Raw genomic sequence first — 23113 nt, 5'->3', positions numbered from 1 at the left:
TGCGGGTGTGCCTCGCAGGTGTCCCCTGCGGGTGTGCCTCGCCTCCTCATCGTGGCACGTCCGCACACCCGGAGCACATCGGTCCGTCACGTACGGTGGTGAGCGCTCACTCACCGTACGCGGCCTCCCATCGGCTACAGGGAGTTGACCAGGTCCATGTAGTGGTCCCAGTCCCACAGCGGCCCCGGGTCGGTGTGGTCCGCGCCCGGCACTTCGTTGTGGCCGATGATCCGCTCCCGGGTCCTCGGAATGCCGTATGTCGCGCACAGATACGCCGTGAGCTCCGCCGACGACGTGTACATCGCCTCCGTGAACCACTCCGGCTGGTCCACCCAGCCCTCGTGCTCGATGCCGATGCTGCGCGTGTTGTAGTCCCAGTTCCCCGCGTGCCAGCCGACATTCCTGTCCCGCACGCACTGCGCCACGTGCCCGTCCGCGGAACGCACCACATAGTGCGCGGACACCTGCGCGTCCGGGTTCTGGAAGATCGCCAGGGTGTCGGCGTACGTCTCCTGCGTGACGTGCACGACGACGAAGTCGACCGGGTACGTGAGGGGACGGTTCGCCGCCGTGTAGTTGGAACTGCTGGCCGGCACCCACTCGGCGTCCGGATAGTCGGCGGGCCGCTTCGGCAGCCGGGGCAGCTTCGGCAGGGCGTCTGCCGGGGGAGTGGCGAGGAGTGCGATGGGGACGGCGGCGAGGGCGGCGCCCTGCAGCAGACGGCGCCTGGTCGGGCCGCCGGTGGGGTTCCTGCGTGCGCGGTCCATGGCTGAACCTGCCTTTCCTGTGGGGGATTTCAGGTGCGGGATGTGCTCCTCGGGTTGCGCGGTACGGGAGTCGGGGACGGGTCGGTGGGGTGGTGTACGGGCTGCGGGGCTGCTGGGCTAGGGCTGAGGTTGCGGCCTGTGGGCTGAGGGGTCAGAGAGTGCCGAGGGCGGCTGCCGCGCGGCGGAGTGCGGCGTGGGCGGAGCGGTGGGTCTCCCGGTCGGGCAGCCACTCCTTGCGGACCTTCGCCACGCTCGTGTAGTTCGTGTCGCAGACGTTGGCGAGCGGCGACTCCACGGCCTGGGTGAGGAACTGGTACGCGTCCATGTCGCTGAACCCGTAGTCCCGAACCAGCCAGTGCACCAGGTCGAGTTGGGCGATCCGGAACGCGTCCTCCAGGGGGCGCGCGGAGCCGGTCGAGATGAGATGCGTGTCGGACTCGATGCGTGGCCAGGGCGTCGCCAGGCCCTTCAGGAGGTCGACGATCACGACCGTGTGCATCGCGCACTCGACGGCGACTCCGCACGTCTCGCCCTCGCCCTGCCGCGCGTGTCCGTCGCCCAGGCTGAACAGCGCGCCCTCCACGTTCACGCCCAGGTAGCAGGTCACCCCGGCGCGCATCTCCGGCGTGTCCATGTTGCCGCCGTGCGCGTCCGGAACGAGCGCCGACCGCACCTCCAGGTTCGCGGGCGCCACCCCGACGGTGCCGTGCATCGGGTCGAGCGGCAGGTCCACGGTGAACTCGCTGTCCCGCGCCGTGAATCGGGCCGTACGCCGCTCCCGGTCGAACTGCCAGATCCACACCTGCTCCGGAAGCGGAGGCTGCAGCCCGGCCGTGGTGTGCGTGCCGGTCAGAGCGCCGAAAAGCGGCACCGTCGTGGACGCCGCCCAGTCCCGCGCCGGCTCCACCGACACGAAGTGCACGGCCAGGGTGTCGCCCGGCTCGGCGCCCTCGACGTGGAACGGCCCGGTCTGCGGATTGAGGTACGGGAACTCGCACACCTCGGACACCAGGTCCTTCTCGGACCGTACGCGCCCTGCGAAGCAGTCCTCCGTGTACAGGTCCAGGACCGTGCCGGGTCTGATGCGGGCCACGGGCGGCGCGCCGCCGAACGTCCAGGCGTACTCGCCGGGTTCCGGCCGCACGGTCAGGATCAACGGGTCGCTCATCGCGGCACGTCTCCGCTCTGTCGTGGTCATGGGGGCCGTGCCGGTGAACTCTCAACCACCGTACGGCGCACGGGCGTTGGGGCGGAAGAGGGCAGGCCACAGCCCCGCACGGAATCATTGGCCCGCCCAATGACGGCAATCGGCCGCACGATCGGGTTGTGCCCGCGCGGACGGCCCGTCACGCACGCGTACGCCCACGAAATCGGGCTCTGTGAGGGGCGGTTGACGGGGCGGTTGACGGGACGAAACCCGCCTCTACGCCCGTGTGCTGGGCGTGCGGAATCCGTCTCTACGCGCGCGTGGCGAGCGTTCGTGATCTGTCTCTACGCGCGCGTGGCGAGCGTACGAAGGGGCCCTCCACGCGCGCGTGCCAGATGTACGAGAACAACCGCCACGCGCGCGTGGTGCCCGACGAAAACGGCCTCCACGCGCGCGTGCCCCGCCGGCGACCGCGTCTACGCCGGCGACCCCGGCCGGTCGCACTGCACCGAGGCGCGTTCCTCCGCCGTCAACGGCGGTGCGGTGAGCGGCGCACGGCTCGGGCCGCGGAGCGCGGTGAGGACGAGGGCGGGGCGGAACAGGCCCGTCGCCGGGGCGGACAGCGTCATGACCTCCAGGAGGCTGCGGGTCGCGTACGGACGGGACGTCGCCGTGGCGGTGAGGCGGTCGATGTAGCGCTGCCCGGCGCGCTCCAGGAGCGTGGGCCGCGGCCCGGTCGCGTCCGGGTAGAGCACGTCCTGCCCGGCCGCCATCTGCCACGCCATGTCGATCGGCCGGGCCACCGCCCGCTGCACACGGCGCGCGAGGCCCAGCGCCTGCGGCCCGTTCCTGCGCAGCTCCGCCCGCAGCGCGAGCACCCCCTGCGCGGCCACCGACATGCCGTGCCCGTACACCGGGTTGTACGTCGCCACCGCGTCCCCGAGCGCGACGAAACCCTCCGGCCAACCCCGGGCCTTCTCCAGGAAGCGGCGCCTGTTGTACGTACTGCGCGACAAGGTGACCTCGTCGCCCAGCGGCTCGGCATGCGCGATGAGGTCGCCCACCACCGGATCGCGCACCTCGCGCGCGAACCGCTCGAACCCGTCGGGGGACTGCGGCGGATGTGCACCGCGCGTGCCGCACAACGTGACCAGCCAGCGCCCGCCCTCGACCGGCGCGATGATCGAACCCCGCCCCGGCGTACCCCTGTTGGCCTGCGGCTGCACATTGACCAGCGGGAAGTCGCCGACGCCGGGCGGAGCCTGGTACAGGCGGCTCGCGTACAGCACTCCCGCGTCCACCTCCGCCTCGCGCACCGGACCGACGCCGAGCCCGGAGAGCCACTGCACCACGCGCGTGCCGCGGCCCGAGGCGTCCACCACCAGGTCGGCGGGGAACTCCTGCACACCACCGTCCACGGAGTGCGCCCGCACCCCGCGCACCCGCCCCGCGGACCCCAGCAGGCCCGAGACCGAAGTCCGTTCGAGCACCCGCACCTGCGGCAGTTCGAGCACCCGCCGCCGTACGCAGAAGTCCAGCAGGTCGCGCGTGCAGGAGATCAGGAACTGCATCTCCGCGTCGCCCCGCCGGAACCAGCCCTGCGGCGTCATCGACACGAGCGCAGACGGCAAGGGTATGCGCCGCGCCCCCGCGGCGAGCCACTCGTCGACGACACCGGGTAACAGCTGCTCCATCGCGCGGGCGCCGCCCGACCACAGGATGTGCGCGTGCCGCGCCTGCGCCAGGGACTTCCGCGGCGACGGCTCCCGCGGCAGGGTGTCGCGCTCGACGACCGTCACCTCGTCCACCTGCTCGGCGAGCGCCGCGGCGGCCAGCGTGCCGGTCAGGCCGCCGCCGATCACTACGGCGCGGCGGGGGCGAGGGCGGGGGAACGTGCTCATACGTGTTGTCCTTCTTCTTCGGCCGCCTCCCGGCGGAACCGGGCCACGACCGTCGAATGACGCATGGCCTGCGAGATCCTGCGCAGATCGCTCTCGTCCGCGGGGATCGGTTCGTGCGCCCCACCGGGCCGTGCGGGCACGTCCCGGCCCGCGGACGGCCGGTCCGGAGCGACCCGTTCGAGGTGCGCGGCCACCGCGATCATCGCCGCAGCGCCCTCGACCTCCGCGTCCCGCTCGGCCGCTCCCGCGCTCCTGGCGGCCGCCTTGGCCCGCTCACGGACCGAGCCGTCGAAGGCGGGGCCGAGACGCAGGAGAGCGTCGTGGATGGCCGTCTCACGCTGCATCACGCGCATCGTCAGCGGCGCGAACGGGCCGAGCGGCACCTCGTGCGGGCCGTTCGCCGACGCCGAGTCGAGCTCCCGCAGCAGCGGCCCCAACTGCCGGTACGCGCGCCAGTCCCGCCACTTGCCGACCACCTGCGGGCCCGCCATCGGCAACAGGAAACCGGCCGGGCACAACGTCCCGCCCACAGCGGCGAGCGGCGGCCCGATCGACGTGCTGAGCACGTCCCAGTCGACGCCGTACCAGCGCACCACCACCGCCGTCAGCTTGCACAGCGCGTTCCCCAGCGTGATCGCGAACGCGTACACGAGCACCAGCAGCCCGCCCCGCAGCCACCCCGACGCCTTCCGCGACCAGCGCAGGCACAGCACGCTCATGCCCACGCAGAACGCGCCGTGCGCCACCAGGTAGAGCAGGATCATCTCCCTGATGTACGGGGAGTTGGCGTAGTACGTGTCGAAGTCCTGCAGCCGCTCCACGGGCGCGTGCCCCAGGAAGAACAGCGCGAACAGCGCAGACGACACCGCGAGGAACCCGCCCGCGCACCACCGGGTGACGCGCCGCACGGTCGCCTGGTCGCCGCTGTGCCAGCAGATCAGCAGCACGAAACAGGACGCACTGAGCGCACTGAGGATCGAGTACGTGACCGGCGCGGCCAGATTCGGGATCCCCGACGACGAGTTGACGATCTCGATGGTCGGGGGCGCGGCGAACGTGAAGACGAGAGCGGCCAGGAAGATCAGCGTGCACAGCGACCACAGCAGCGGGTCGCGCCAGTTCCTGATCAGCGCGGGCAGCTTCAGCGCGAGGGCGAAGCCGAGGACGTACGCCGGTATGTAGTAGTCGCCGGGGCTCACGCGCGCGCCCCCGAGCCGCCCTGTGCGCCGAGCAGCGGGCCCGCGTCCCCCAGCACCGCAGCGAGCCGCTCCAGGGCCTCCTCGTCGCGGCGTACGGGCTCCAGGAGCGGGCCCCGCGCGGTGTCCCAGCGGCGGGCGACCTCGGCCGGGTCCTCGCCGGTCAGCAGTCCCGCCGCCTGCGCGGCCGCACCGAGCGCCACCAGCTCGCGCGCCTGCGGCACCTGCACCGCGCGCCCCGACAGCCGGCGCACGGTCTGCTGCCACGCCGCCCCGCGCGCCCCGCCGCCGATCAGCAGCAAGGGGGCGCCGTCGCTTTCGGGGACGGTGCCCTGTTTCGGGCCGAGGACCAGATCCAGCGCCCTGAGGAGCGCGAACGCCGCCCCGTCGTACGCCGCTTGCAGCAGCTGGCCCGCGCTGGTGTCGTGCCGCAGGCCGTGCAACAGGCCCGACGCGGCAGGCAGGTTGGGGGTGCGCTCCCCGTCGAGGAACGGCAGGAACGTGGCCCCTCCGCCCGGCTCGACCGCCTCCCGGTCCAGGCCGAGCAGCGCCGCCACGCGGTCCACGGCGAGCGTGCAGTTGAGGGTGCAGGCCAGCGGCAGCCAGTCCCCGCGCGCGTCCGCGAAACCCGCCACAGTGCCGGACGGATCGGCGGGCCGCTCCTGCGACACCGCGTACACCGTGCCGGACGTCCCGAGGCTCACCACCGGCGTGCCGGGACGCAGCCCGAGCCCGAGCGCCGCGGCCGCGTTGTCACCCGTACCCGCCGCGACCAAAACGCCCTCCGCGAAGGGAAGTTCGGCACAGGCGCGTACGGTGCCCGCCGCGCCGCCGGGCCGCACCACGCGGGGCAGCAGCGCCGGCTCGAGGCCGATCGCCGACAGCACGTCACTGTCGTACGTCTCGGTGGCGGCGGCCCACCAGCCGGTGCCGGAGGCGTCGCCGCGGTCGGTGGTGGCCTCGCCGGTGAGGCGCTCCGTGAGGTAGTCGTGCGGCAACCGCACCGCCTTCGTCGCGGCCGCCGCGTCCGGCTCGTGCTCGCGCAGCCACGCCCACTTGGGCGCCGTGAACGCCGGCGCGGGCACGCTTCCGATGCGCCCCGCCCACCACTCCGCGCCGCCCAACTCCTCGATCAGCCTGGCGGTTTGGGGCGCGGGCCGCACGTCGTTCCACAGCAGCGCGGGCCGTACGGGCCGGCCGTCGGCGCCGAGCGTCACGAGGCCGTGCTGCTGCCCGCCCACCGACACGGCGGCCGCCTCGCGCGCCGGATCACCGCACTGTCGCAGTGCCTCCGTCAACGCCTGCCACCACTGCTCGGGATCGCTCTCACGCGCGGCGCCCGACGACACGGTGTGCGGTGCCTGCCCGCTCGCCACGACCCGCCCGGTGGCCACGTCCACGACGAGCGCCTTGGTCGACTGCGTGGAACTGTCCACGCCCACGACCAGCGGTCCATCGACTGCTGACATGACGGCTCCGATCGCGACGCGGCCAACCCGGGCGCCCCGGTGCAGGGCGCGGCGCCCCGGATACTAATGGGGCGTGGCCAGCAAATTCAGCCCCTGGGGGCGGTCGAGCCTGCGACGCGATCGGAGCCGCTTTCTGCGGGCGGCCCGCTGTGGCTGGTCTCTGCGGCGCCGGGCAGTGACTTCTCCGGGCCAGGCGGGCTGTTACGGGACTGCGAGGGGGCCTTACCCGGGGCGTGAGCCTTGCCCAGGCGGTGAGCCTTGGCCCAGGGCGTGAGCCTTGTCCAGGCTGTGAGCCTTCGCCCAAAGAGTGAGCCCTGCCGCGCCTGCCCGTTGCCGCTACTCCTCCCCGACGGCTGCCGCCAGCGCCGTGGCCGGATCGTGCGCAGCGGGCCCCGCAAGGACCCATCGCCCGCGCTCCTTGCGGAAAGGCCACCACCGCCCGTCACGCCCCAACCGCAGCTGCGCACCCGTTCCGGACACCGTCCACCGGTTCTGGGCCGCCCGCAGCACCGGACGCTCACCCTCGTCCCACGATTCGTCGAGCGCGGCACGCGCGCGTGCAGCCGTTTCTGCCTCGGGGCTCCACTCGTCCTCCAGCACGGCGAGCCCCGCCGCGCCGCCCGACTGCCAGGCGCGCACGGCCAGTCGGAGACCTTCCCGGTCGCGCCCGGTGCCGTCGGCGAGGCGCGCGAGCACGCGTACGTCCGGGTCGGGACCGGCGTCCGCGACGAGCCGTACGGCGTCCTCAGCGGCCGTCAGCGGCCCTTCCGCGGCCGTACGGGCATGGCCGGGCGTCAGAGCCTCGGCGAGCGCCCTGTGCGCGTCTGCGGCGGCGACCGTCGCCAGGAACTCCACGGCAGAGGCGTCCACTCCGGGCGCGGGCGCCGTCTCCGTGTCCAGGGACGGCGGCGTACCGGGCTCCTCGGGCAGCATGGGAAGCGCCGGCAGCGGCGGCAGGATCCCGCCCGTCGCGTACGCCTCGTCGGCCCGCACCCCCTGCGCCTCCGCGGGCCCCTCAGGTGCCTCCTCGGGCTCGCCCTGATCGGCCGCCGCGCGGGCCACGCTCCGCACCTGCAGCTCGTCGAGCAGCTCCCGCTCGCCCCGGCCGCGCAGCAGGAGCAGCACGAACGGGTCCTGGTCGAGCAGCCGCGCCAACTGGTAGGCGAGCGCCGCCGTGTGCGCGCAGTGGTCCCACGCCTCACAGGTGCACTCGGGCTCCAAGTCGCCGATCCCCGGCAGGAGTTCCACCCCGGCCGCCGCCGCGTCCTCCACCAGCAGCGGCGGCATCTCGCGGTCGAGGAGCGCGGCGATGTGCCCGGCCCGCTCCACGGCCATGTCGAGGAAACGGTCCCACTCGTCGTCGCCGAGCCGCTGCAGCAGCACGTCCGAGCGGTGCCCTGTCCGGTCCCGGTCGCTCACCACGGCCGTGATCCGCCCCGGCCGCACCGACACCGCGCCGACCGCGCCCGCGCGTGCCAGCCTGCGGCCCGCCTTGAGCTGCGCCGTGTCCAACGCCGTGTCCTCCAGCGCCTTCAGCCAGGCCTGCCCCCACCAGGTGACCGCGAACCCGCGCCCGTGCGCCGGCGGCATCGCGGCGAACGTCCGCTCCTCCGCGGCCTGTTCGGCGTCGTCGTGGAAGTCGTCCAGCTCGTCGTGTCCACCGCTCATCGCGTACCCCCTCGAAGCGCCACCAGGTCGGCCAGCTCGGCATCGGTCAGTTCGGTCAGCGCCGCCTCGCCGGAACCGAGCACAGCGTCGGCCAGTTCGCGTTTCCGCTCCAGCATCGCCGCGATCCGGTCCTCTACGGTGCCCTCCGCGATCAGCCGGTGCACCTGCACCGGCTGCGTCTGCCCGATGCGGTACGCGCGGTCCGTGGCCTGCGCCTCCACAGCGGGGTTCCACCAGCGGTCGTAGTGCACGACGTGCTCGGCCCGCGTCAGGTTCAGGCCCGTGCCCGCGGCCTTCAACGACAGCAGGAAAACCGGCACTTCACCGCCCTGGAACCGCTCCACCATCGCCTCCCGCTCCGGTACGGGCGTACCGCCGTGCAGGAACTGGCTCGGCACGCCCCGCGCGGACAGGTGCTGTTCGATGAGCCGCGCCATCTGCACGTACTGCGTGAACACCAGCACGCTCGCGTCCTCGGCGAGGATCGTGTCGAGCAGCTCGTCGAGGAGCTCCAGCTTCCCCGAACGGCCCGCCACCTGGGGCCGCTCCTCCTTGAGGTACTGCGCCGGGTGGTTGCAGATCTGCTTCAGGCCGGTCAGCAGCTTCACGACGAGGCCGCGCCGCTCCATCCCGTCGGCCTCGGCGATCGCCGCCATCGTCTCCCGTACGACCGCCTCGTACAGGCCCGTCTGCTCCTTGGTGAGGGACACGGCGCGGTCCGTCTCGGTCTTCGGCGGCAGCTCGGGGGCGATGCCGGGATCGGACTTGCGGCGCCGCAGCAGGAACGGCCGCACCAGCCGGGACAGCCGCTCCGCGGCCGCCGGGTCGGCGCCGCCCTCGACGGCCTGCGCGTACCGCGACCGGAACGTGCCGAGGCGGCCGAGGAGACCCGGCGTGGTCCAGTCGAGAATCGCCCACAGCTCGGACAGGTTGTTCTCCACCGGGGTGCCGGTCAGCGCCACGCGCGCGTGGGCCCTGATTTTGCGCAGCTCCTTCGCGGTCGCGGAGAACGGGTTCTTGACGTGCTGCGCCTCGTCGGCGACGACCATCCCCCAGGTGACGCCCGCAAGCCGCTCCGAGTCCAGGCGCATCGTGCCGTACGTGGTGAGGACGAACTCGCCCTCCGCCAGGTCGTCGAGGCTGCGTGTGCTGCCGTGGAAGCGGCGGACGGCGGTGCCGGGCGCGAACTTCCTGATCTCTCGCTCCCAGTTGCCCATCAGCGATGTCGGGCACACCACCAGCGTCGGCCCGGCGGACGTGTCGTCCTGCTGCCGATGCACGTGCAGCGCGATGAGCGTGATGGTCTTGCCGAGGCCCATGTCGTCCGCGAGGCAGCCGCCGAGGCCGAGCGACGTCATCTGGGCGAGCCAGCCGAGGCCGCGCAGCTGGTAGTCGCGGAGCGTCGCGGCGAGCGCCGCCGGCTGCTCCACGGGCTCGGCCGCCTCCGGGTTGGCGAGCCGCTCCCGCAGCCGCGCCAGCCACCCGGAGGGCTCCACCTCGACCCGGCGTCCCCCGACCTCCGTCGAACCGGTCAACGCGGCGCTCAACGCGTCGACGGGGCTGATCTTGCGGTCCTGCTCGGCACGCGCGCGTTGTGCCTCTTCCGGGTCGATCAGCACCCACTGGTCGCGCAGCCGTACGACCGGCCGGGCGGACTCCGCGAGCCGGTCCAGCTCCTCGCGCGTCAGCTGCTGATCGCCCAGCGAGAACCGCCAGTTGAAGGAGAGCAGAGCGTCCGCGGAGAGATAGGAGGGCGTGCCGTCGCTGAGCCGGTTCTCGCGGTTCTCGCGGCCCGGGTCGGTATCCGACTCGGGGGCGCCGATGACGGCACGCGCGGTGAGCTTCCGCGCCAGCTCTCGCGGCCAGTGCACGTCGACGCCCACTGCGGCGAGCGTGCGCGACGCCGACCCGAGGAGCTCGGTCACGTCCTCGTCGACCAGCTCCACCGCGTCCGGCACGGTGGCCGACAGAAGCGGCCCGAGCGGCGCCCAGGCACGCGCGGCGCGACGCAGCGCGAGTAGCGCGTCGAGCCTGGCCCGCGGCCCGAACGACCGCGCGGCGGGCCCCGATTCGGCCCACACGTCGGCCGCGTCGGCGACGAGCCCGGGGTCGCTGACGCTGTGCATCTGCAGGACGGCGCGGAAGGCGCCGGGGGGCTTGGGGGAGTCGGGGGCGCTCTGGTCGGCGGCCTCGCTGTCCGGGAGGCCGCCGCTCGTGAGGTCTCCGTCGGCGAGGTCGCCGCTGGTGAGGCCGCCCAGCTCGACCCGCAGCGAGACCCGTACGCCCGCGTCCTGCCCGGCCGCCACATCGGCGGCCCACTCCCGCTGCTCGGGCATCCGCTGCGGCGCGTCCACCGCGAACGCCCGCTGCCCTGTGGCCAGTTCGGCGGCGGGGGAGCGAGGCAGCGTGTCCGCCACGGCATCCAGGAACGCCCGCAGGAGGCCCTCGGGGTCGGGCAGGAGCGGCACGGAGGGGGGTCCAGGGCGCTCGGTGGCTTCGAGGGGCACGGCGTGTGCCGCGGGCGGCATCGCGGCGGCCAGGTCGCGAAGCAGCCGCAGGTCGTCGGCGGTCAGCGGGCCCACGCGCCAGGCGTCGTGGTCGTCGGCCGAGAGACCGGGCAACAGCAGCCCTCGCGCGACGAGTTGCAACCCCCAGACCGAAGCGGCACCCCAGAACGCGGAGGCCGAATCAGCCTCTTCAAGGGTGCGCGCCCGCGTCAGCACAGGCAGCGCCTCTCGTACGGACAGGAACCGCGCGGGTACGTGGACGAGCTCCACCGATCCGGCTCCGGTCGCTGTGGGCAGGGCGACGGTCAGGGCCTCCACGGTGCCGATCCCGGCCTCCGGCGGTTCCTGGCCGTCGGTGTGCCAGAACGCCACACGACCGGTACGTGCCGGGTCTCCCGGCAGAAAAACGGCACTACAGAAGGAGAGTTCAAGGATCTCGGAGAGTGTGGCTGAGGGTGGCCTGTGCACAGCGATGTCAGATTCCTCAAATTTGACTACCGGAGCGAGTCGCCGAGGGTACTCCGCCGGGCGAGGTTCGCGCCAGCGGATGTGATGTGACTGTGGTCACTCTCTCTTCGGGTCGGCTCGACCGCGCCCGCACCCTGGGGAAAACCCCCGCCCTGCGGAGGGAAACCCCTACCCCGCGGCAGGAGAACCCCCGCCCCTATACGGGTGGTCGTCCCATGGTTGCGCACGGTCACGTCTCCGTACGTTCGAGTCCACCATCGCCGCACCTCACACCATGGACCGGAGACGTCTGATGCCGCAGCCCAGCCTGCTGGAACCGCAGCCCAGCCCAGCGGAAACAGGGGAACCACAGGAGGCGACCGAGGCGAGTTCCGCGCGGGCCGCTGATACGGGCAGCGGAAGCGAGTTCGCGCCCCTGCTCCGCACCGTGCGCGAACAGGGACTCCTGGAGCGCCGCACCGGCTGGTACGCGCTGGGCATCGCCGCCAACGCCACGGCCCTCGCCGCGATCGTCACCGCCCTGTTCACCGTGGGCGACACCTGGTGGGCACTGCTTCTCGCCGTACCGCTCGCCGTGTTCTCCGCGCGTACCGCCTTCATCGGCCACGACGCCGGGCACGCCCAGATCACCCGCAGCCGCCGCGCGGGCCGGATCATCGGCCTGATCCACGGCAACCTCCTCCTCGGCATGAGCGCCGCCTGGTGGAACGACAAGCACAACCGCCACCACGCCAACCCCAACCACCTGGAGAAGGACCCCGACGTCGCCCCCGACGTCCTGGTCTTCGCCGCCGCACACGCGGAGGGCCGTACCGGACGGGGCGGCTGGCTCACCCGCCACCAGGCCTGGCTGTTCTTCCCGCTGTGCCTGCTCGAAGGCATCAACCTCAAGGTGCAGGGGGTACGCGACCTTCGCCGGCAGTCACCGCGCGAGCGAGCCGTGGAGGCGCCCCTGCTCCTTGCCCACGCCTGCGGGTACGCGGCTCTGCTCCTCACCGTCCTGCCGCCCGGCAAGGCCCTCTCGTTCGCGCTGCTCCACCAGGCGCTGTTCGGCCTCCACCTGGGCATGGCCTTCGCGCCCAACCACAAAGGCATGGAGATGCCCGACGGCACGGGCGAGCGCTGGGGCCATCTGCGCCGCCAGGTCCTCACGTCCCGCAACATCCGCGGTGGCGCGGTCACCGACTGGTTCCTCGGCGGCCTCAACTACCAGATCGAGCACCACCTCTTCCCGAACATGCCCCGCCCCCACCTGCGCCTCGCCAGGCCGCTCGTCCGCGCCCACTGCCGCAGCCTCGACCTCCCGTACGCCGAGACGAGCTTCGTCGACTCGTACCGGCAGGCACTGCGGCACCTCCGCGAGGTGGGGGAACCGGTTCGCGCGGGGCGTTGAGATTGCGGTCGAGCCGACTCAGGGTTCGGCTCGGGGCTCGACTCCGGGACAAGTCAGGGTCGGATCAGGGGCCGGGAACCTCGACAGCACGGGGGCCCGCGGAGGGAGACTGGAACCAGCACGTGCTCGGCTGCGTTCTCCGTACGAAGGCGGTCGCAGACCGGGGACGGCACGCAGAGCGCGGCAGCGTCCGCACGGCGCGGCGCGGGCCGCAGAGGAGGCGACAGACATGTCGAACAACGCGAAGATCGCCATCGGGGGCGTGGCGCTCGGCCTGTTCCTGTGGATCTGGCTGCCTCTGTGGGCCGTCGTCCTGATCATCGTCGGCGTCCCCACAGCGGCGTACCTCACGCTCGACCCGTCCCAGCGCCGCAGACTCCGGCGCATACGGCGGCGTGAGATCGGACGCTGATCGACCTGGTGCGGGTGGCCGGACGACCAGGCGGAGCGAGCACAACTTCCGCCTGGAAAAAACAAGTTGCCCACCCGCACCCCCGGCACCATCCTGTACCGCATGACTTCCGGAAAGGAGGCCCGGCGATCCCACGGTGATCGCTGATGGCCACACCCGCATCCCCTCAGCCCCGACGACCCCAGCAGCCGTCGACGCCCGCGCCGCAGCCCGTCACACCGGGCCGGCTCAGCGCCCACTTCGACCCTCTGCCGTTCCCCGCTCGGACCAGTGCCCTGGCACGCTACGCCCGAGCCCTCACACCGGCGGCCTACACCGCCCTGCACCGCGCCCTCGACGCGGGCAACGACCACGAACGGCACACGGCACTCTTCCTCGCCGTCGCCCGCCGCGACCTGACCACCGTGTCAGCCGCCCTGGCCGACCCTCAGCTGCGCCGACGCGCCCTGTCCGCCGCAACCCGACTCCCCGTACCCGAACCGCCCCTGGAACAACTGGCGTTGAGCCCGATCCGGGCCCTGCGCCACGACACGTACCGCGTCCTGAAGCGCAGCCGACGCCAGGCCCTGGCGGAAGCGCTGCTGCCGCGCGTGTACGACCAGTACGGCTCAGACGACGCGGCGCGGCTCCTCACCGCCTGCTCCGCCGCCACGGCCGACACCTGGCTGCCCCGCCTGGAACCACCGCACGGCGTCCTCCGCACGCTCGCCCGCACGGCACCCATGGCGGTGGCCCGCCACATCGCCGACCGGTACGAGCAACTCGTCGCGCAGGACCGACGTGCCCTGGCGGCCTTCGACCGCCGCTACCGCGCCCTCGTCTGCCTCACGGCCCGACAGGACTCGCACGCGGGCGTGGTGCTGGTCCGCGCCGTGCCGCACTTGCTCGAAGGTAAGGCGGCGCTCGCCGTGCTGCGCCGCCCCGCCGACGTACTCGAAGCGTTGCGCGCCGCCGCAGAGTCGGTCGCCGCCCGACGCGCGGAAACGGACGAACGGGGGGCGTGGAGCGACAGTTCCCGCGCTGAACTGTGCTTCCCGCCGGGCCCGTTGCCCCGAACCGTGAGGAAGGCGCTGCAGCGGTTGCCGCAGGAAGACCTCATGGAGTTGGCGGAGCGGTGCACGGCGGGCGGGCGCAGCACTCGGGGCCGTCAGCGTCACGAGGTGGCGCCGGACGGCATCCTGATGCTGCTCCCGCCTGCCGAACGCCGTCGGAGCGTCACCCGCAGGGCGGACGCCCGTCGGGCGTCATGTCGCTGCGGCGCGACGGACGAGGGCTGTCGCAGAGGGCTCGACGCGGTGCCCGTCAGCGCGCTCGCCGCCCTCGCGCAGGAGGACCGCGCGGAACTGACCGCCTCCCGGCGACAGCGCTGGACGCGTAGGCCGCGTGCCGTGACCCGTCTAGGATTCGCGCTCCCTCTGGAGCAGGCCGAACCCGCCCTCCTTGACGTGGCCGCGCAACCCCACTTCCACTACCGCGCCCTCGCCTGGCCCGCCCTGCTCGCCAGCGCTGAACTCAACGGCGATCCGGCCGAGTTCGTGCGCATCGCCACCCTCTGCGAGCGCGCCTGGCACGACCGGGACGAAGTCCGGCTCCGTACCCTCACCCAACTCGCCGGCACACCTCGGCACCTCCTCGACGCGCTCCCCGCAAACCTCCTGCGCGACGTCACCCTCGCCACCGTCCAGGCCGCCGACACCTCACAAGCCACACTCCTCCAAGCGGACCGACTGCTGCGCCGCACCACCCTCGGCGCGGCAGCCCGACAGGACTACGAAAAGGCCGCCCATAGCGCCGGACTGCTCTGCGAAGTCCTCACCGCCCCACGACACCAGTCCACCAGGCAGGGCAGAGGCCCCGTACCGCCCCTTCCGCTGGACGCTGCCGCCGCACAAGCGCTCTGGGAGGCCGCAGCGCCCCGCACCAAGAACACCCCGACGCTGTGCGTCCCGCTGGCCGGACTCCTCGCCCCGAACCTCCCGGATGTGCCGGAACTCGACCAGAACGTGCACAGCATCGCCCTGACCGCCGACGACCCGGCGCTTGCGGCACGTGCCGCCGAGGCATGGGTGGCGCCGCGCGGGCTGCGCGAGCAGCGCTGCGCCGAACTCGTCGTCCACGACTCCTCGTTCGCCTCCGTACCGCGCATCCTGCACACCCTCGCCACCCGCCGCACCGACCTCCTGGACCAGGTCTTCGAGGCTGCGGAACACGGCCTCACAGGCCACCTCCGGCCACGCGCCACTCCCTGGGTGCCGAGCATCGCACCGACCATTGCGCGCCGCTGGCTGCCGGAGCAGCGCCGAGCCCAAAACCGGCACTACGCGCGCGTGGCACAGGACGAAACAGCCCCACTGCACACCAGAGCCACCGCGGCAGCCCACCTCCGCACCCCCGACGTCCTGGCCGCGCTAGCCACAGATGTCCCACAACCCGTCGCTGCCGCAGCACTCACCGCCCTCGGCGCGACTGAGGAACTCCTCCCGTCCCAGCCTGAGTTGCCGTCCCTGCTGCTCCACCACGCGGGCAGAGGCGGCGCACGCGGACGGGCCGCCACAGCCGCGCTACGACGACTGCTCACCGCCCACCACCCAACGAGCCACGCCGTCGCGCTCCTCCGCGGTGTCCTCACGGGCGTCGACGGCGCGGCGCCCGGTACGCCGGTCGGCAGTCGCAAGGAGGCCGCCCGCGCTCTCGGCGAACTCCCCGGCAGCGCCGCCTTCGAGGCCCTCCTCGCGGCCTGGGACACGGAAGGCCAACACTGCGACGTACGGGCTGTACTCGCCCGCCATCTCCTCCCTCACCTCGACCGCCCCGATGTGGCCGACCGGCTCGCCGCCCACGTTGCCGAGCCCGCCATCCGTGAAATCGTGCTCCACGCGCGCGTACACCACCATTCCCCGCCCCTCGGACCTCCGCCGGACGCGTATCTGTCGTTCCTCATCCGCCTGCTGGGCTCGGCGGAGACGGACCGCGAGACCACCGTCAGGGTGTGCCGGCTGCTCCCTGACCGCAGCGCCCTCGACCCGGAATCCGCACTCCGCGCGCTGGCAGCCCTCATAACCGACCCTGAGCGAGACCGTGTGGTGTGGGGCGCGGCGGCAGAGGCCGTGGGCCGTCTTCCGACCGAAGGACCTGGCGCACGCAGGCTGTTGCTGCCGCTGTGGGCGGAACTCGGCGGCCGAGCCCGTGCCGGATCGGGAACGGAGTCGGACTCTGTCGCGGGACGCGCCGACGCCCTGAGCCGACTGGTCGCCTGCGCGGACACCTTCCAGAACGCCGCTCGCCCCGGCTACGGATACCGATTCGCCGTGCACGGGCCTGTTTCAGGCCGTCCCGCGCCGGGCGGGGACGCGGCCGAGGCAGGCGAGCAGGGCGACGTGATCGACGGACTGGCGTCCGCCCTGGAGGAGGTCGGGCTGCACGCGCGTGCAGCCGGATTGCGCCGGACCGCATTGGTGGGCGCCGTGCTGCGCGGGCACCGCTACCAGCCGGACCGCTGGGACCGATTCCTGCGCAGCGTCGAAGAGCGCGCGGCGCTGTCGCCCGAGCACCCGCGCGATGCGGTCGACTCACCGCCGCAGACGCGGGACGAGGTCGCCCTCACCGCCGTCCGCGACCTCCTTGCCCGGCGCACCCCCGAGGCGGCTCGGCTCGCTCTCGACCTCGTACGAGCCGTGGGGGAGCGCTCGTCCTGGCCCGCCCCATGGCGAGCCCAACTCGACGCACTGCGGCGGCACCAGGACCCGGAAACGGCCGCCGAGGCGCTGCTTGTCGACGCGGAAGGCCGTGCTCGCACCGCCTGACGTCTTACGCCTGACGTGACGCCTGGCGTCTTACGCCTGGTGTTTGGCGGGCCGGGTGGTCAGGCCGTCAGGCAGGCCGTACCGCCATCCTGTCGAGGGCCTCCAACAGGCCGGGCAGTTCCGGGCCCCGGCCCACGGGAAGCACCTCTCCCGGCTCGTCGTCGAGGAGCACGAACGCGATGTCGTCGGTCCGCGCGACCAGGGACCAGCCCGGACCGTCGGCCCGCAACGTACGCGCGTCCTGCGTGGCGAACGCCGACCGCACCCGCCCCAGCGGAGGCGGAGCATCGACGTATGCCCGAGCCTCCTCCAGCACCCGCCGCACGCCGGTCGTGGCAGGCGCGGAGTCCTCCACGTGGCCGGTCCCGGCGTGGGCGTCGCCCTCGGAGTCCGAGTCGGCGTCAGCGCCGCCACCCGCGTGGGCAGACCCCGACCCCGAGCCCGAACCCGTGCCCGGCCCCGAGCCCGAAGTCGCCCCGGTCCCCGCGTCCTCGAACTCCGAGTCGTCGATCTGCCCCCGCCACGTCGCCCACTGGAGGGCGATCTCGTCGGCGCCGAGCCGCCGTTGGGCGGGGCCCCAGGTGCTGGTGTCCGGTGGCGTGAGCACGCGGGCGTCGGGCGCGTCAGGGTCCGGCTCGGGGTCGTGCGGGGCAGGCACGTCGGGCGCGGCGACGGCCACGTCCAGCGGCCAGCCGGGCAGCGCGGCCACGACGGTGCGGTCGTCCGGCGAGAGGTCGTACTCCATGCCGCAGTCCCAGGACGCGATCGCCACGGCCACCAGGGACACGTCGTCCACGACCACTGTCCATCGCGCACCGTCGCCGTCCTGCCCGAGCACGAGCCCGTACCCGTCGGCGGCAGGGGACAGGCCGAGCGCTCCGCACGCCTCCGGATAGTCGTCGCCGAGCACGCTCGGGAACTTCGCAGGCGTGAGAAGCACCGCTGTGAGCACGTACAGCGCGTCGTCGTCGGCGGCGACGGCCTCGCCCGTCCCGGCCATGGCATCCTCCACATCGGTTCGTCCGTCGGCGCACCTTAACGAGTGGGTAACTCGCGCGTCGAGGGCCGGTGATACGGAAAATCGCTCGTCGACGTACTGATCCACTCCGCGTGAGCGAGCCGCACGCCACACAGGGCCGGACGAGACCGAACCGCGCCCGCGCGGGCACTCCTCAGCGTCAGCCCTCCCGCGCGCCCACGCGTTCCGCGGCTGGTACATCGAGGAGTGCCCGCGCCACGGCCTCTGGTGTCTCGCCGCGTTCGCGGGCCAGGTTGAGCACCGCGCGTGTGGCGAGTTCACTCACTCCGAAGGACAGCGCCTCCGGGGAGACCCAGCCGGCGGCCTCGTCCATGCGCTCGTGATCGTCGTCCGCCGCGGCGGATATGTAGGTGGCGGCCGCATCGAAGAGGTTGTGGTTCGTTCGGGTCTTGGCCTGCTGCCGCTTCGCCTCCTTGGCGGCCGACTCACTGGAGCCGTGCTGCCCGCCTCGCCGAAAGATTCTGCGGATCCTGTCGCGCATGTACTGATCCCCTCCCTGCTTCCCGTGGTCCTGCGCTGGTTCCTTCAACTCCCTTTGCCAGTCCCTGAGTTCCTGCGATCTGCCGCGGCCGCGTGCACCCGCGCCCTCGTCGACCCCCGCCTCGCAATCAGACCGCCCCCGCGCGCGAAGCGCGAAGGCAGGCCGACCACGAACCAGTGCAGACCCCTCAACCCTCCCGCACCTCCGCCCTCCCGCACCCCCTCGCGCACCTCAGTCCTCCCGCACCGCGAGGGCCAGGAACCGCGTGTCCTCGTCAACGTACGACACCATCCGCCATCCCGAACTGGCCAGCAAGGGGCGCAAGTTGGCCTCGGCGCGCAAGTCGTCGGGTGTCAGTGGACGGCCGTGCCGCGCGGCGAGTGCGGCCCGACCGACGGCGTGGAAGAGCGCGAGCTGTCCGCCGGGCCGTACGACCCGCGCCAACTCCCGTAGATTCTCCGCTGGTTGCGGCAGGTGCGCGATGAGTCCGGCGGCGAAAACGGCGTCCAGAGAGCCTGTTCGTATCGGCAGCCGCGACACGTCGGCGCGCACCAGGAGGCCTGCGCGCCCCCGGCCCGCCTCGGCCGCGGCGGTCAGCATCTCGGCGGTCAGGTCCGCGCCCACGACCACACCGCCGGCGCCCACGGCGGCGCGCAGCGCCGGCAGTGCGCGCCCCGTGCCGCAGCCCGCGTCGAGCACGGCGGCTCCGGGGCGCAGACCGAGCTCCGCGACCGCCGTGGCGTACGCCGGGCCGTCGTCGGGGAACCGGGAGTCCCAGTCGGCGGCGCGCGCCGCGAAGAACTCCTGGACCCCGGCGGGGTCGTACTCCTTGGTCTGCCGTCCTCGGCCGGTGTTCTCGCTCATGAGCCCATCATTGCCCACCCCACTGACAACGGAGCCGCCGAAGCAGAGCACCGGCCCGGGACTGTGGACGACCGTGGCCTCGCACGCACGTGCGGTGCGCATGTTCGACCCTGGCTCGGTCGTTCAGGAACATCTCGCTGTCATATTCCGCCAGCTTTCGAACTGCGCCCCCTGTGCGCCCCCTTGAGGTCTAGCGTCCCTGGGCCATGGGACACCTGGACCACGCCGCCTTCGGCTGGCTGACCCCCGTGCTTTCGTACGTCATGGCGTGCATCGGCGCCGCCCTCGGGCTGCGCTGCACCGTCCGCGCCCTCGCCGCCTCCGGTCGGGCCCGCCGCAACTGGCTGATCACCGCCGCCTCCGCGATCGGCACCGGCATCTGGACGATGCACTTCGTCGCGATGCTCGGGTTCGGCGTCAGCGGCACCGAGATCCGCTACGACGTGCCGCTCACCGTCCTCAGCCTCCTCGTCGCGATGCTCTTCGTGGGCGCGGGCGTGTTCGTCGTCGGGTACGGCCGTGACCGGCGCCGCGCACTGTTCGCCGGAGGAATGGCCACCGGCCTGGGCGTCGCGAGCATGCACTACCTGGGCATGGCCGCGGTCCGGCTGCACGGCGAAGTGCGGTACGAGCCGCTGCTCGTCGCTCTCTCTGTGGTGATCGCCGTCGTCGCCGCCACAGCAGCCTTGTGGGCGGCGCTCAACATCACTTCACCGCTCGCCGTGGCCGCGGCTTCCCTGGTGATGGGCGGAGCGGTCAGCAGCATGCACTACACGGGCATGTTCGCGGTGACGGTGCGTGTCGACCCGTCGAGCGCCGCACTGCCCGGGGCCACGGCGATGCAGTTCGTCTTTCCCCTCGCTGTCGGACTCGGCTCCTACCTGTTCCTGACGTCGGCCTTCGTCGCGCTCTCTCCGACGGCCGTGGAACGCGCCGCCTCCGCATCCGCACAGCGCCCCGTCGAAAGCGCCACTGCCCACTGACCCGCCGCCTCCCGGATCCACCTCTGGCGGTCACCGCACGGCTTCCATCCACCACGGCCCGAGCGAGGAGGCCATGCGCACACCCCGCGACATACCCGGCCCCGACTTCCCACCGGAGTACGGCACTTCACCCGTCGAACCCGCCGAACAGTCGACGCCCACCCCGCAACCCGACCGACCCACCGCGGAAGAACCGGCACCACGCACGCGTGCAGCACGATTCCGGCTCCGCCCCCGCACTGTCCGCGCCAAGGTCGTCTGCCTGCTCATGGTGCCCGTCGTCTCCCTGCTGGCCCTGTGGGCGTACGCCACCGTCACCACCGCGCAGGACATGGCCCGTCTGCGTCAGGTGCAGCGCGCGGACACGCAGGTGCGCACACCGGTCAGCGACGCCGTCACCGCGCTTCAGGCCGAACGTGAAACCGCCGTCCGCTACGCCACCAAGCCCGGCAATCAACTGGCCACTGAACTCGAACAGCGCGCGGCAGCCACCGACCGTGCCGTCGACCGACTCCGCCTTGGGCCCGGCCACACCATCGCGGACAGCGGCGACTTCAACCCCCAAGTCGCCCAGCGCCTTCGCAACTTCATCACCCAGGCCGACGCCCTCACCGGCCTCCGCGAAACCGTACTCACGCAGAGCGGCAAGTGGGACGACGCGTACGCGCAGTACACCGAAACCATCACCGCCGCCTTCGGCGTCAACAGCGCCCTCACCGGGGTGCACGACGCCCGACTCGGCTCGAACGCGCGCGTACTGCTGGAACTCGCCCAAGCCGCAGAAATGCTCGCCCGCCAGAACACCCTCCTCTCCTCCGCCCGCCTCACCGGCTCCCTCGACGGCAAGCGCCTCAACGCCTTCGCGGGCGCCGCCGAAGCCCGCCGCACCCTCACCACGACCGCCGCACACGACCTGCGCCCAGCCGACCGACAGGCCTGGCGCCAACTCCAGAGCACCGGCGCCTACCGCAACGTGCAGAAGACCGAGGAGGCAGCTCTCGCCGCACCCAGCCCGGCGAAGGCCTACGAGGCCCTCTCGGGCGACAGCACGCCGCAGGCCTACGCGGACCTCGCCGACGGTCTCCGAGCCGTCGAGCGCGGCGCACAGCGCGACGCAACGGGCCGTACGAACCCCGTCTCCCAGGGCGCGCTCTCCCCGGCCGGCGCAGCCGTCCTCCTCGGCCTCCTCGCCGTCGCCGCTTCCCTCGTCATCTCCGTACGCATCGGACGCGGCCTCGTCGTCGAACTCGTCGGCCTCCGCAACAGCGCCCTGCAGATCGCCCGCCGCGAACTCCCGGACGCCATGCGCCGGTTGCGAGCCGGAGAGGAGCTCGACATCGACGCGGAAGCCCCGAAGGGCCCCGCCGCCGACGACGAGACCGGGCAGGTCGCCGAAGCCCTCAACACCGTGCACCGCGCTGCCCTGCACGCCGCCGTCGAGCGCGCCGAGCTCGCCGGCGGCATCTCCGGCGTCTTCGTCAACCTGGCCCGCCGCTCCCAGGTCCTCGTCCACCGGCAGCTCAACCTGCTCGACGCCATGGAACGCCGTGCCGACGACCCGAACGAACTCAGCGACCTGTTCCGGCTCGACCACCTCACCACGCGCATGCGCAGGCACGCCGAAAGCCTGATCATCCTGTCCGGCTCCCCACCCGGCCGAGCCTGGCGCGCACCCGTTCCCCTCACCAACGTCGTCCGGGCCGCCGTCGCCGAAGTCGAGGACTACGCGCGCGTGGACGTCCAACACCTTCCCGAAGCAGCGGTCGTCGGCTCGGCCGTCGCCGACATCACCCACCTCCTCGCCGAACTCGTCGAAAACGCCACCCAGTTCTCGCCCCCGCACACCCGCGTCCGCGTCAGCGGCGAACCCGTCGGCAACGGCTACGCCCTCGAAATCGAGGACCGCGGCCTCGGCATGGGCAAGGAACGCCTCGACGCCGCCAACCGGCGCATCGAGCAGTCCGAGGCCCTGGACCTGTTCGACAGCGACCGCCTCGGCCTGTTCGTCGTGAGCAGGCTCTCCGCCCGCCACACGATCAAGGTCCACCTGCGCACCTCGCCGTACGGAGGCACGACCGCCGTAGTCCTGCTCCCGACGGCCGTCCTGCAGCAGACCCTCGACGAACGACCACCCAACAGCCCACTTCACCAAGTCACTTCGAGCGCATCAGCCCTCCGCCCCCGACCCGAACCGGACCCCCCTCCGACCGACCCTCAGCGCCCGCCACGCCGGCAGCCCGACCACGCCGGGATCGCCACTCTCAAGCTCCACACCGACACCACCCACCCCGACCGCAGCGCCCCCACCGGCGACCCCGACAGCCTGCCCCGCCGAGTCCGCCAGGCCAGCCTCGCCCCACAACTCCGCCAACAACCCACCCCCGAGAACCCGACCGACCCGCTCGACGCGGGCCCCGAAGAACGCACCGCAGAACAGGTCAGGGCCCGCATGACGGCCTACCGCGACGGCTGGGCCCGAGGCGGCGGCCGCCCACCCGGAAGCCCCGGAGGCCGACGCACAGCGACACGACGAGGCGACCACGACGAAGGAGACCGCACATGATCGACGGAACAGGCCACGCGGACGCCGACAACCCCGGCCAACTCGACTGGCTTCTCGACGACTTGGTGACCCGCATCCCCGACATACGCCACTGCGTGGTGCTCTCCGGCGACGGACTCGCCGTCGGCTCCTCCCACACGCTGCGCCGGGACGACGCCGAACACCTCGCCGCCGTCGCCTCCGGCTTCCACAGCCTCGCCAAGGGCGCGGGACGCCACTTCGGCGTCGGAGGAGTGCGGCAGACCATGGTCGAGATGGACCAGGGCTATCTGTTCGTCGCCGCTGCGGGAGACGGTTCGTGCATCGCCGTCCTCAGCACGCCCGGCGCCGACATCGGCCTCATCGCCTACGAGATGGCCCGCCTCGTCAAACGCGTCGGCGAGCACCTCCGCACCCCGCCCCGGCACGCCGCCCAGCCGCCCACCACGCGATGAGCACGAAAGACGGCCGCC

General features: G+C 72.7%; 16 protein-coding genes. 6 read left to right on the top strand and 10 right to left on the bottom strand.

The window, feature by feature from the left end; genetic code table 11:
- Positions 1-134: 134 nt before the first annotated feature.
- The 7 genes from ACIDOF_RS31680 to ACIDOF_RS31650 form a co-directional block, all read right to left on the bottom strand.
- Complete coding sequence (locus tag ACIDOF_RS31680) at positions 135-767, bottom strand: N-acetylmuramoyl-L-alanine amidase (RefSeq protein ID WP_409009615.1); 633 nt, start codon at positions 765-767, stop codon at positions 135-137.
- Positions 768-918: 151 nt separating this feature from the next.
- Positions 919-1935 carry an acetamidase/formamidase family protein gene (locus ACIDOF_RS31675; RefSeq protein WP_409009614.1) on the bottom strand — a complete coding sequence of 339 codons (1017 nt, stop codon included), beginning with the start codon at positions 1933-1935 and terminating at the stop codon, positions 919-921.
- 455 nt (positions 1936-2390) lie between these two features.
- Complete coding sequence (locus ACIDOF_RS31670; protein ID WP_409009613.1) at positions 2391-3815, bottom strand: FAD-dependent oxidoreductase; 1425 nt, start codon at positions 3813-3815, stop codon at positions 2391-2393.
- Entirely contained in the window at positions 3812-5014 is a 1203-nt protein-coding gene (locus ACIDOF_RS31665) for an MAB_1171c family putative transporter (RefSeq protein WP_409009612.1), read from the bottom strand. Before ACIDOF_RS31665 ends, ACIDOF_RS31670 begins: the two co-directional genes overlap by 4 nt.
- Positions 5011-6480 carry a xylulokinase gene (gene xylB / locus ACIDOF_RS31660; protein WP_409009611.1) on the bottom strand — a complete coding sequence of 490 codons (1470 nt, stop codon included), beginning with the start codon at positions 6478-6480 and terminating at the stop codon, positions 5011-5013. Before xylB ends, ACIDOF_RS31665 begins: the two co-directional genes overlap by 4 nt.
- Before the next feature lie 336 nt (positions 6481-6816).
- Entirely contained in the window at positions 6817-8148 is a 1332-nt protein-coding gene (locus ACIDOF_RS31655; protein ID WP_409009610.1) for an SWF or SNF family helicase, read from the bottom strand.
- A complete protein-coding gene (locus ACIDOF_RS31650) occupies positions 8145-11123 on the bottom strand; it encodes a DEAD/DEAH box helicase (RefSeq protein WP_409009609.1) in 2979 nt (992 codons plus the stop codon). The genes ACIDOF_RS31655 and ACIDOF_RS31650 overlap by 4 nt, the downstream gene beginning before the upstream one ends.
- A gap of 292 nt (positions 11124-11415) precedes the next feature.
- On the opposite strand from ACIDOF_RS31650, the gene ACIDOF_RS31645 reads away from it, so the two are divergent.
- From ACIDOF_RS31645 to ACIDOF_RS31635, 3 genes are all read left to right on the top strand, one after another.
- Positions 11416-12516, top strand: coding sequence for a fatty acid desaturase family protein (locus tag ACIDOF_RS31645; protein ID WP_409009608.1), 1101 nt, complete (start codon positions 11416-11418; stop codon positions 12514-12516).
- 229 nt (positions 12517-12745) lie between these two features.
- Positions 12746-12928: a hypothetical protein gene (locus ACIDOF_RS31640; protein ID WP_409009607.1), complete on the top strand. Its 183-nt coding sequence runs from the start codon at positions 12746-12748 to the stop codon at positions 12926-12928.
- Between the two features lie 146 nt (positions 12929-13074).
- Positions 13075-16731: a hypothetical protein gene (locus ACIDOF_RS31635; protein WP_409009606.1), complete on the top strand. Its 3657-nt coding sequence runs from the start codon at positions 13075-13077 to the stop codon at positions 16729-16731.
- A 67-nt stretch (positions 16732-16798) separates the two neighbouring features.
- Here the strand turns inward: ACIDOF_RS31635 and ACIDOF_RS31630 are convergent, their stop codons facing one another.
- The 3 genes from ACIDOF_RS31630 to ACIDOF_RS31620 form a co-directional block, all read right to left on the bottom strand.
- Complete coding sequence (locus ACIDOF_RS31630) at positions 16799-17731, bottom strand: hypothetical protein (protein WP_409009605.1); 933 nt, start codon at positions 17729-17731, stop codon at positions 16799-16801.
- A gap of 178 nt (positions 17732-17909) precedes the next feature.
- The gene (locus ACIDOF_RS31625) at positions 17910-18251 is read right to left on the bottom strand and encodes a hypothetical protein (protein WP_409009604.1); all 342 of its coding nucleotides are present in this window, start codon (positions 18249-18251) and stop codon (positions 17910-17912) included.
- A 231-nt stretch (positions 18252-18482) separates the two neighbouring features.
- Positions 18483-19115, bottom strand: a complete 633-nt coding sequence (locus tag ACIDOF_RS31620; RefSeq protein WP_409009603.1) for a class I SAM-dependent methyltransferase — start codon at positions 19113-19115, stop codon at positions 18483-18485.
- 206 nt (positions 19116-19321) lie between these two features.
- Between ACIDOF_RS31620 and ACIDOF_RS31615 the strand changes: the two genes are divergently transcribed.
- The 3 genes from ACIDOF_RS31615 to ACIDOF_RS31605 all read left to right on the top strand — a co-directional run bounded on the left by ACIDOF_RS31615 (position 19322) and on the right by ACIDOF_RS31605 (position 23095).
- On the top strand, positions 19322-20098 hold the full coding sequence (locus ACIDOF_RS31615; RefSeq protein ID WP_409009602.1) for an MHYT domain-containing protein: 777 nt from the start codon (positions 19322-19324) through the stop codon (positions 20096-20098).
- A gap of 73 nt (positions 20099-20171) precedes the next feature.
- Positions 20172-22661, top strand: a complete 2490-nt coding sequence (locus ACIDOF_RS31610) for a nitrate- and nitrite sensing domain-containing protein (RefSeq protein ID WP_409009601.1) — start codon at positions 20172-20174, stop codon at positions 22659-22661.
- Entirely contained in the window at positions 22658-23095 is a 438-nt protein-coding gene (locus tag ACIDOF_RS31605; RefSeq protein ID WP_409009600.1) for a roadblock/LC7 domain-containing protein, read from the top strand. Before ACIDOF_RS31610 ends, ACIDOF_RS31605 begins: the two co-directional genes overlap by 4 nt.
- The last annotated feature ends 18 nt before the right edge of the window (positions 23096-23113 follow it).

Source organism: Streptomyces sp. Da 82-17 (genome assembly GCF_046098215.1).
Classification (GTDB): Bacteria; Actinomycetota; Actinomycetes; order Streptomycetales; family Streptomycetaceae; genus Streptomyces.
Note: the sequence above shows the minus strand (reverse complement) of the source record. Positions and strands in the feature narration are given on the sequence as shown.

Bases quoted from the DNA above. Each gene is read 5' to 3' on its own strand.
- ACIDOF_RS31670 (WP_409009613.1), bottom strand. From the start codon at position 3,815: ATGAGCACGTTCCCCCGCCCTCGCCCCCGCCGCGCCGTAGTGATCGGC.
- ACIDOF_RS31675 (WP_409009614.1), bottom strand. From the start codon at position 1,935: ATGAGCGACCCGTTGATCCTGACCGTGCGGCCGGAACCCGGCGAGTAC.
- ACIDOF_RS31620 (WP_409009603.1), bottom strand. From the start codon at position 19,115: ATGAGCGAGAACACCGGCCGAGGACGGCAGACCAAGGAGTACGACCCC.
- xylB (WP_409009611.1), bottom strand. From the start codon at position 6,480: ATGTCAGCAGTCGATGGACCGCTGGTCGTGGGCGTGGACAGTTCCACG.
- ACIDOF_RS31645 (WP_409009608.1), top strand. From the start codon at position 11,416: ATGCCGCAGCCCAGCCTGCTGGAACCGCAGCCCAGCCCAGCGGAAACA.
- ACIDOF_RS31605 (WP_409009600.1), top strand. From the start codon at position 22,658: ATGATCGACGGAACAGGCCACGCGGACGCCGACAACCCCGGCCAACTC.
- ACIDOF_RS31635 (WP_409009606.1), top strand. From the start codon at position 13,075: ATGGCCACACCCGCATCCCCTCAGCCCCGACGACCCCAGCAGCCGTCG.
- ACIDOF_RS31655 (WP_409009610.1), bottom strand. From the start codon at position 8,148: ATGAGCGGTGGACACGACGAGCTGGACGACTTCCACGACGACGCCGAA.
- ACIDOF_RS31630 (WP_409009605.1), bottom strand. From the start codon at position 17,731: ATGGCCGGGACGGGCGAGGCCGTCGCCGCCGACGACGACGCGCTGTAC.
- ACIDOF_RS31680 (WP_409009615.1), bottom strand. From the start codon at position 767: ATGGACCGCGCACGCAGGAACCCCACCGGCGGCCCGACCAGGCGCCGT.
- ACIDOF_RS31640 (WP_409009607.1), top strand. From the start codon at position 12,746: ATGTCGAACAACGCGAAGATCGCCATCGGGGGCGTGGCGCTCGGCCTG.
- ACIDOF_RS31615 (WP_409009602.1), top strand. From the start codon at position 19,322: ATGGGACACCTGGACCACGCCGCCTTCGGCTGGCTGACCCCCGTGCTT.
- ACIDOF_RS31625 (WP_409009604.1), bottom strand. From the start codon at position 18,251: ATGCGCGACAGGATCCGCAGAATCTTTCGGCGAGGCGGGCAGCACGGC.
- ACIDOF_RS31610 (WP_409009601.1), top strand. From the start codon at position 20,172: ATGCGCACACCCCGCGACATACCCGGCCCCGACTTCCCACCGGAGTAC.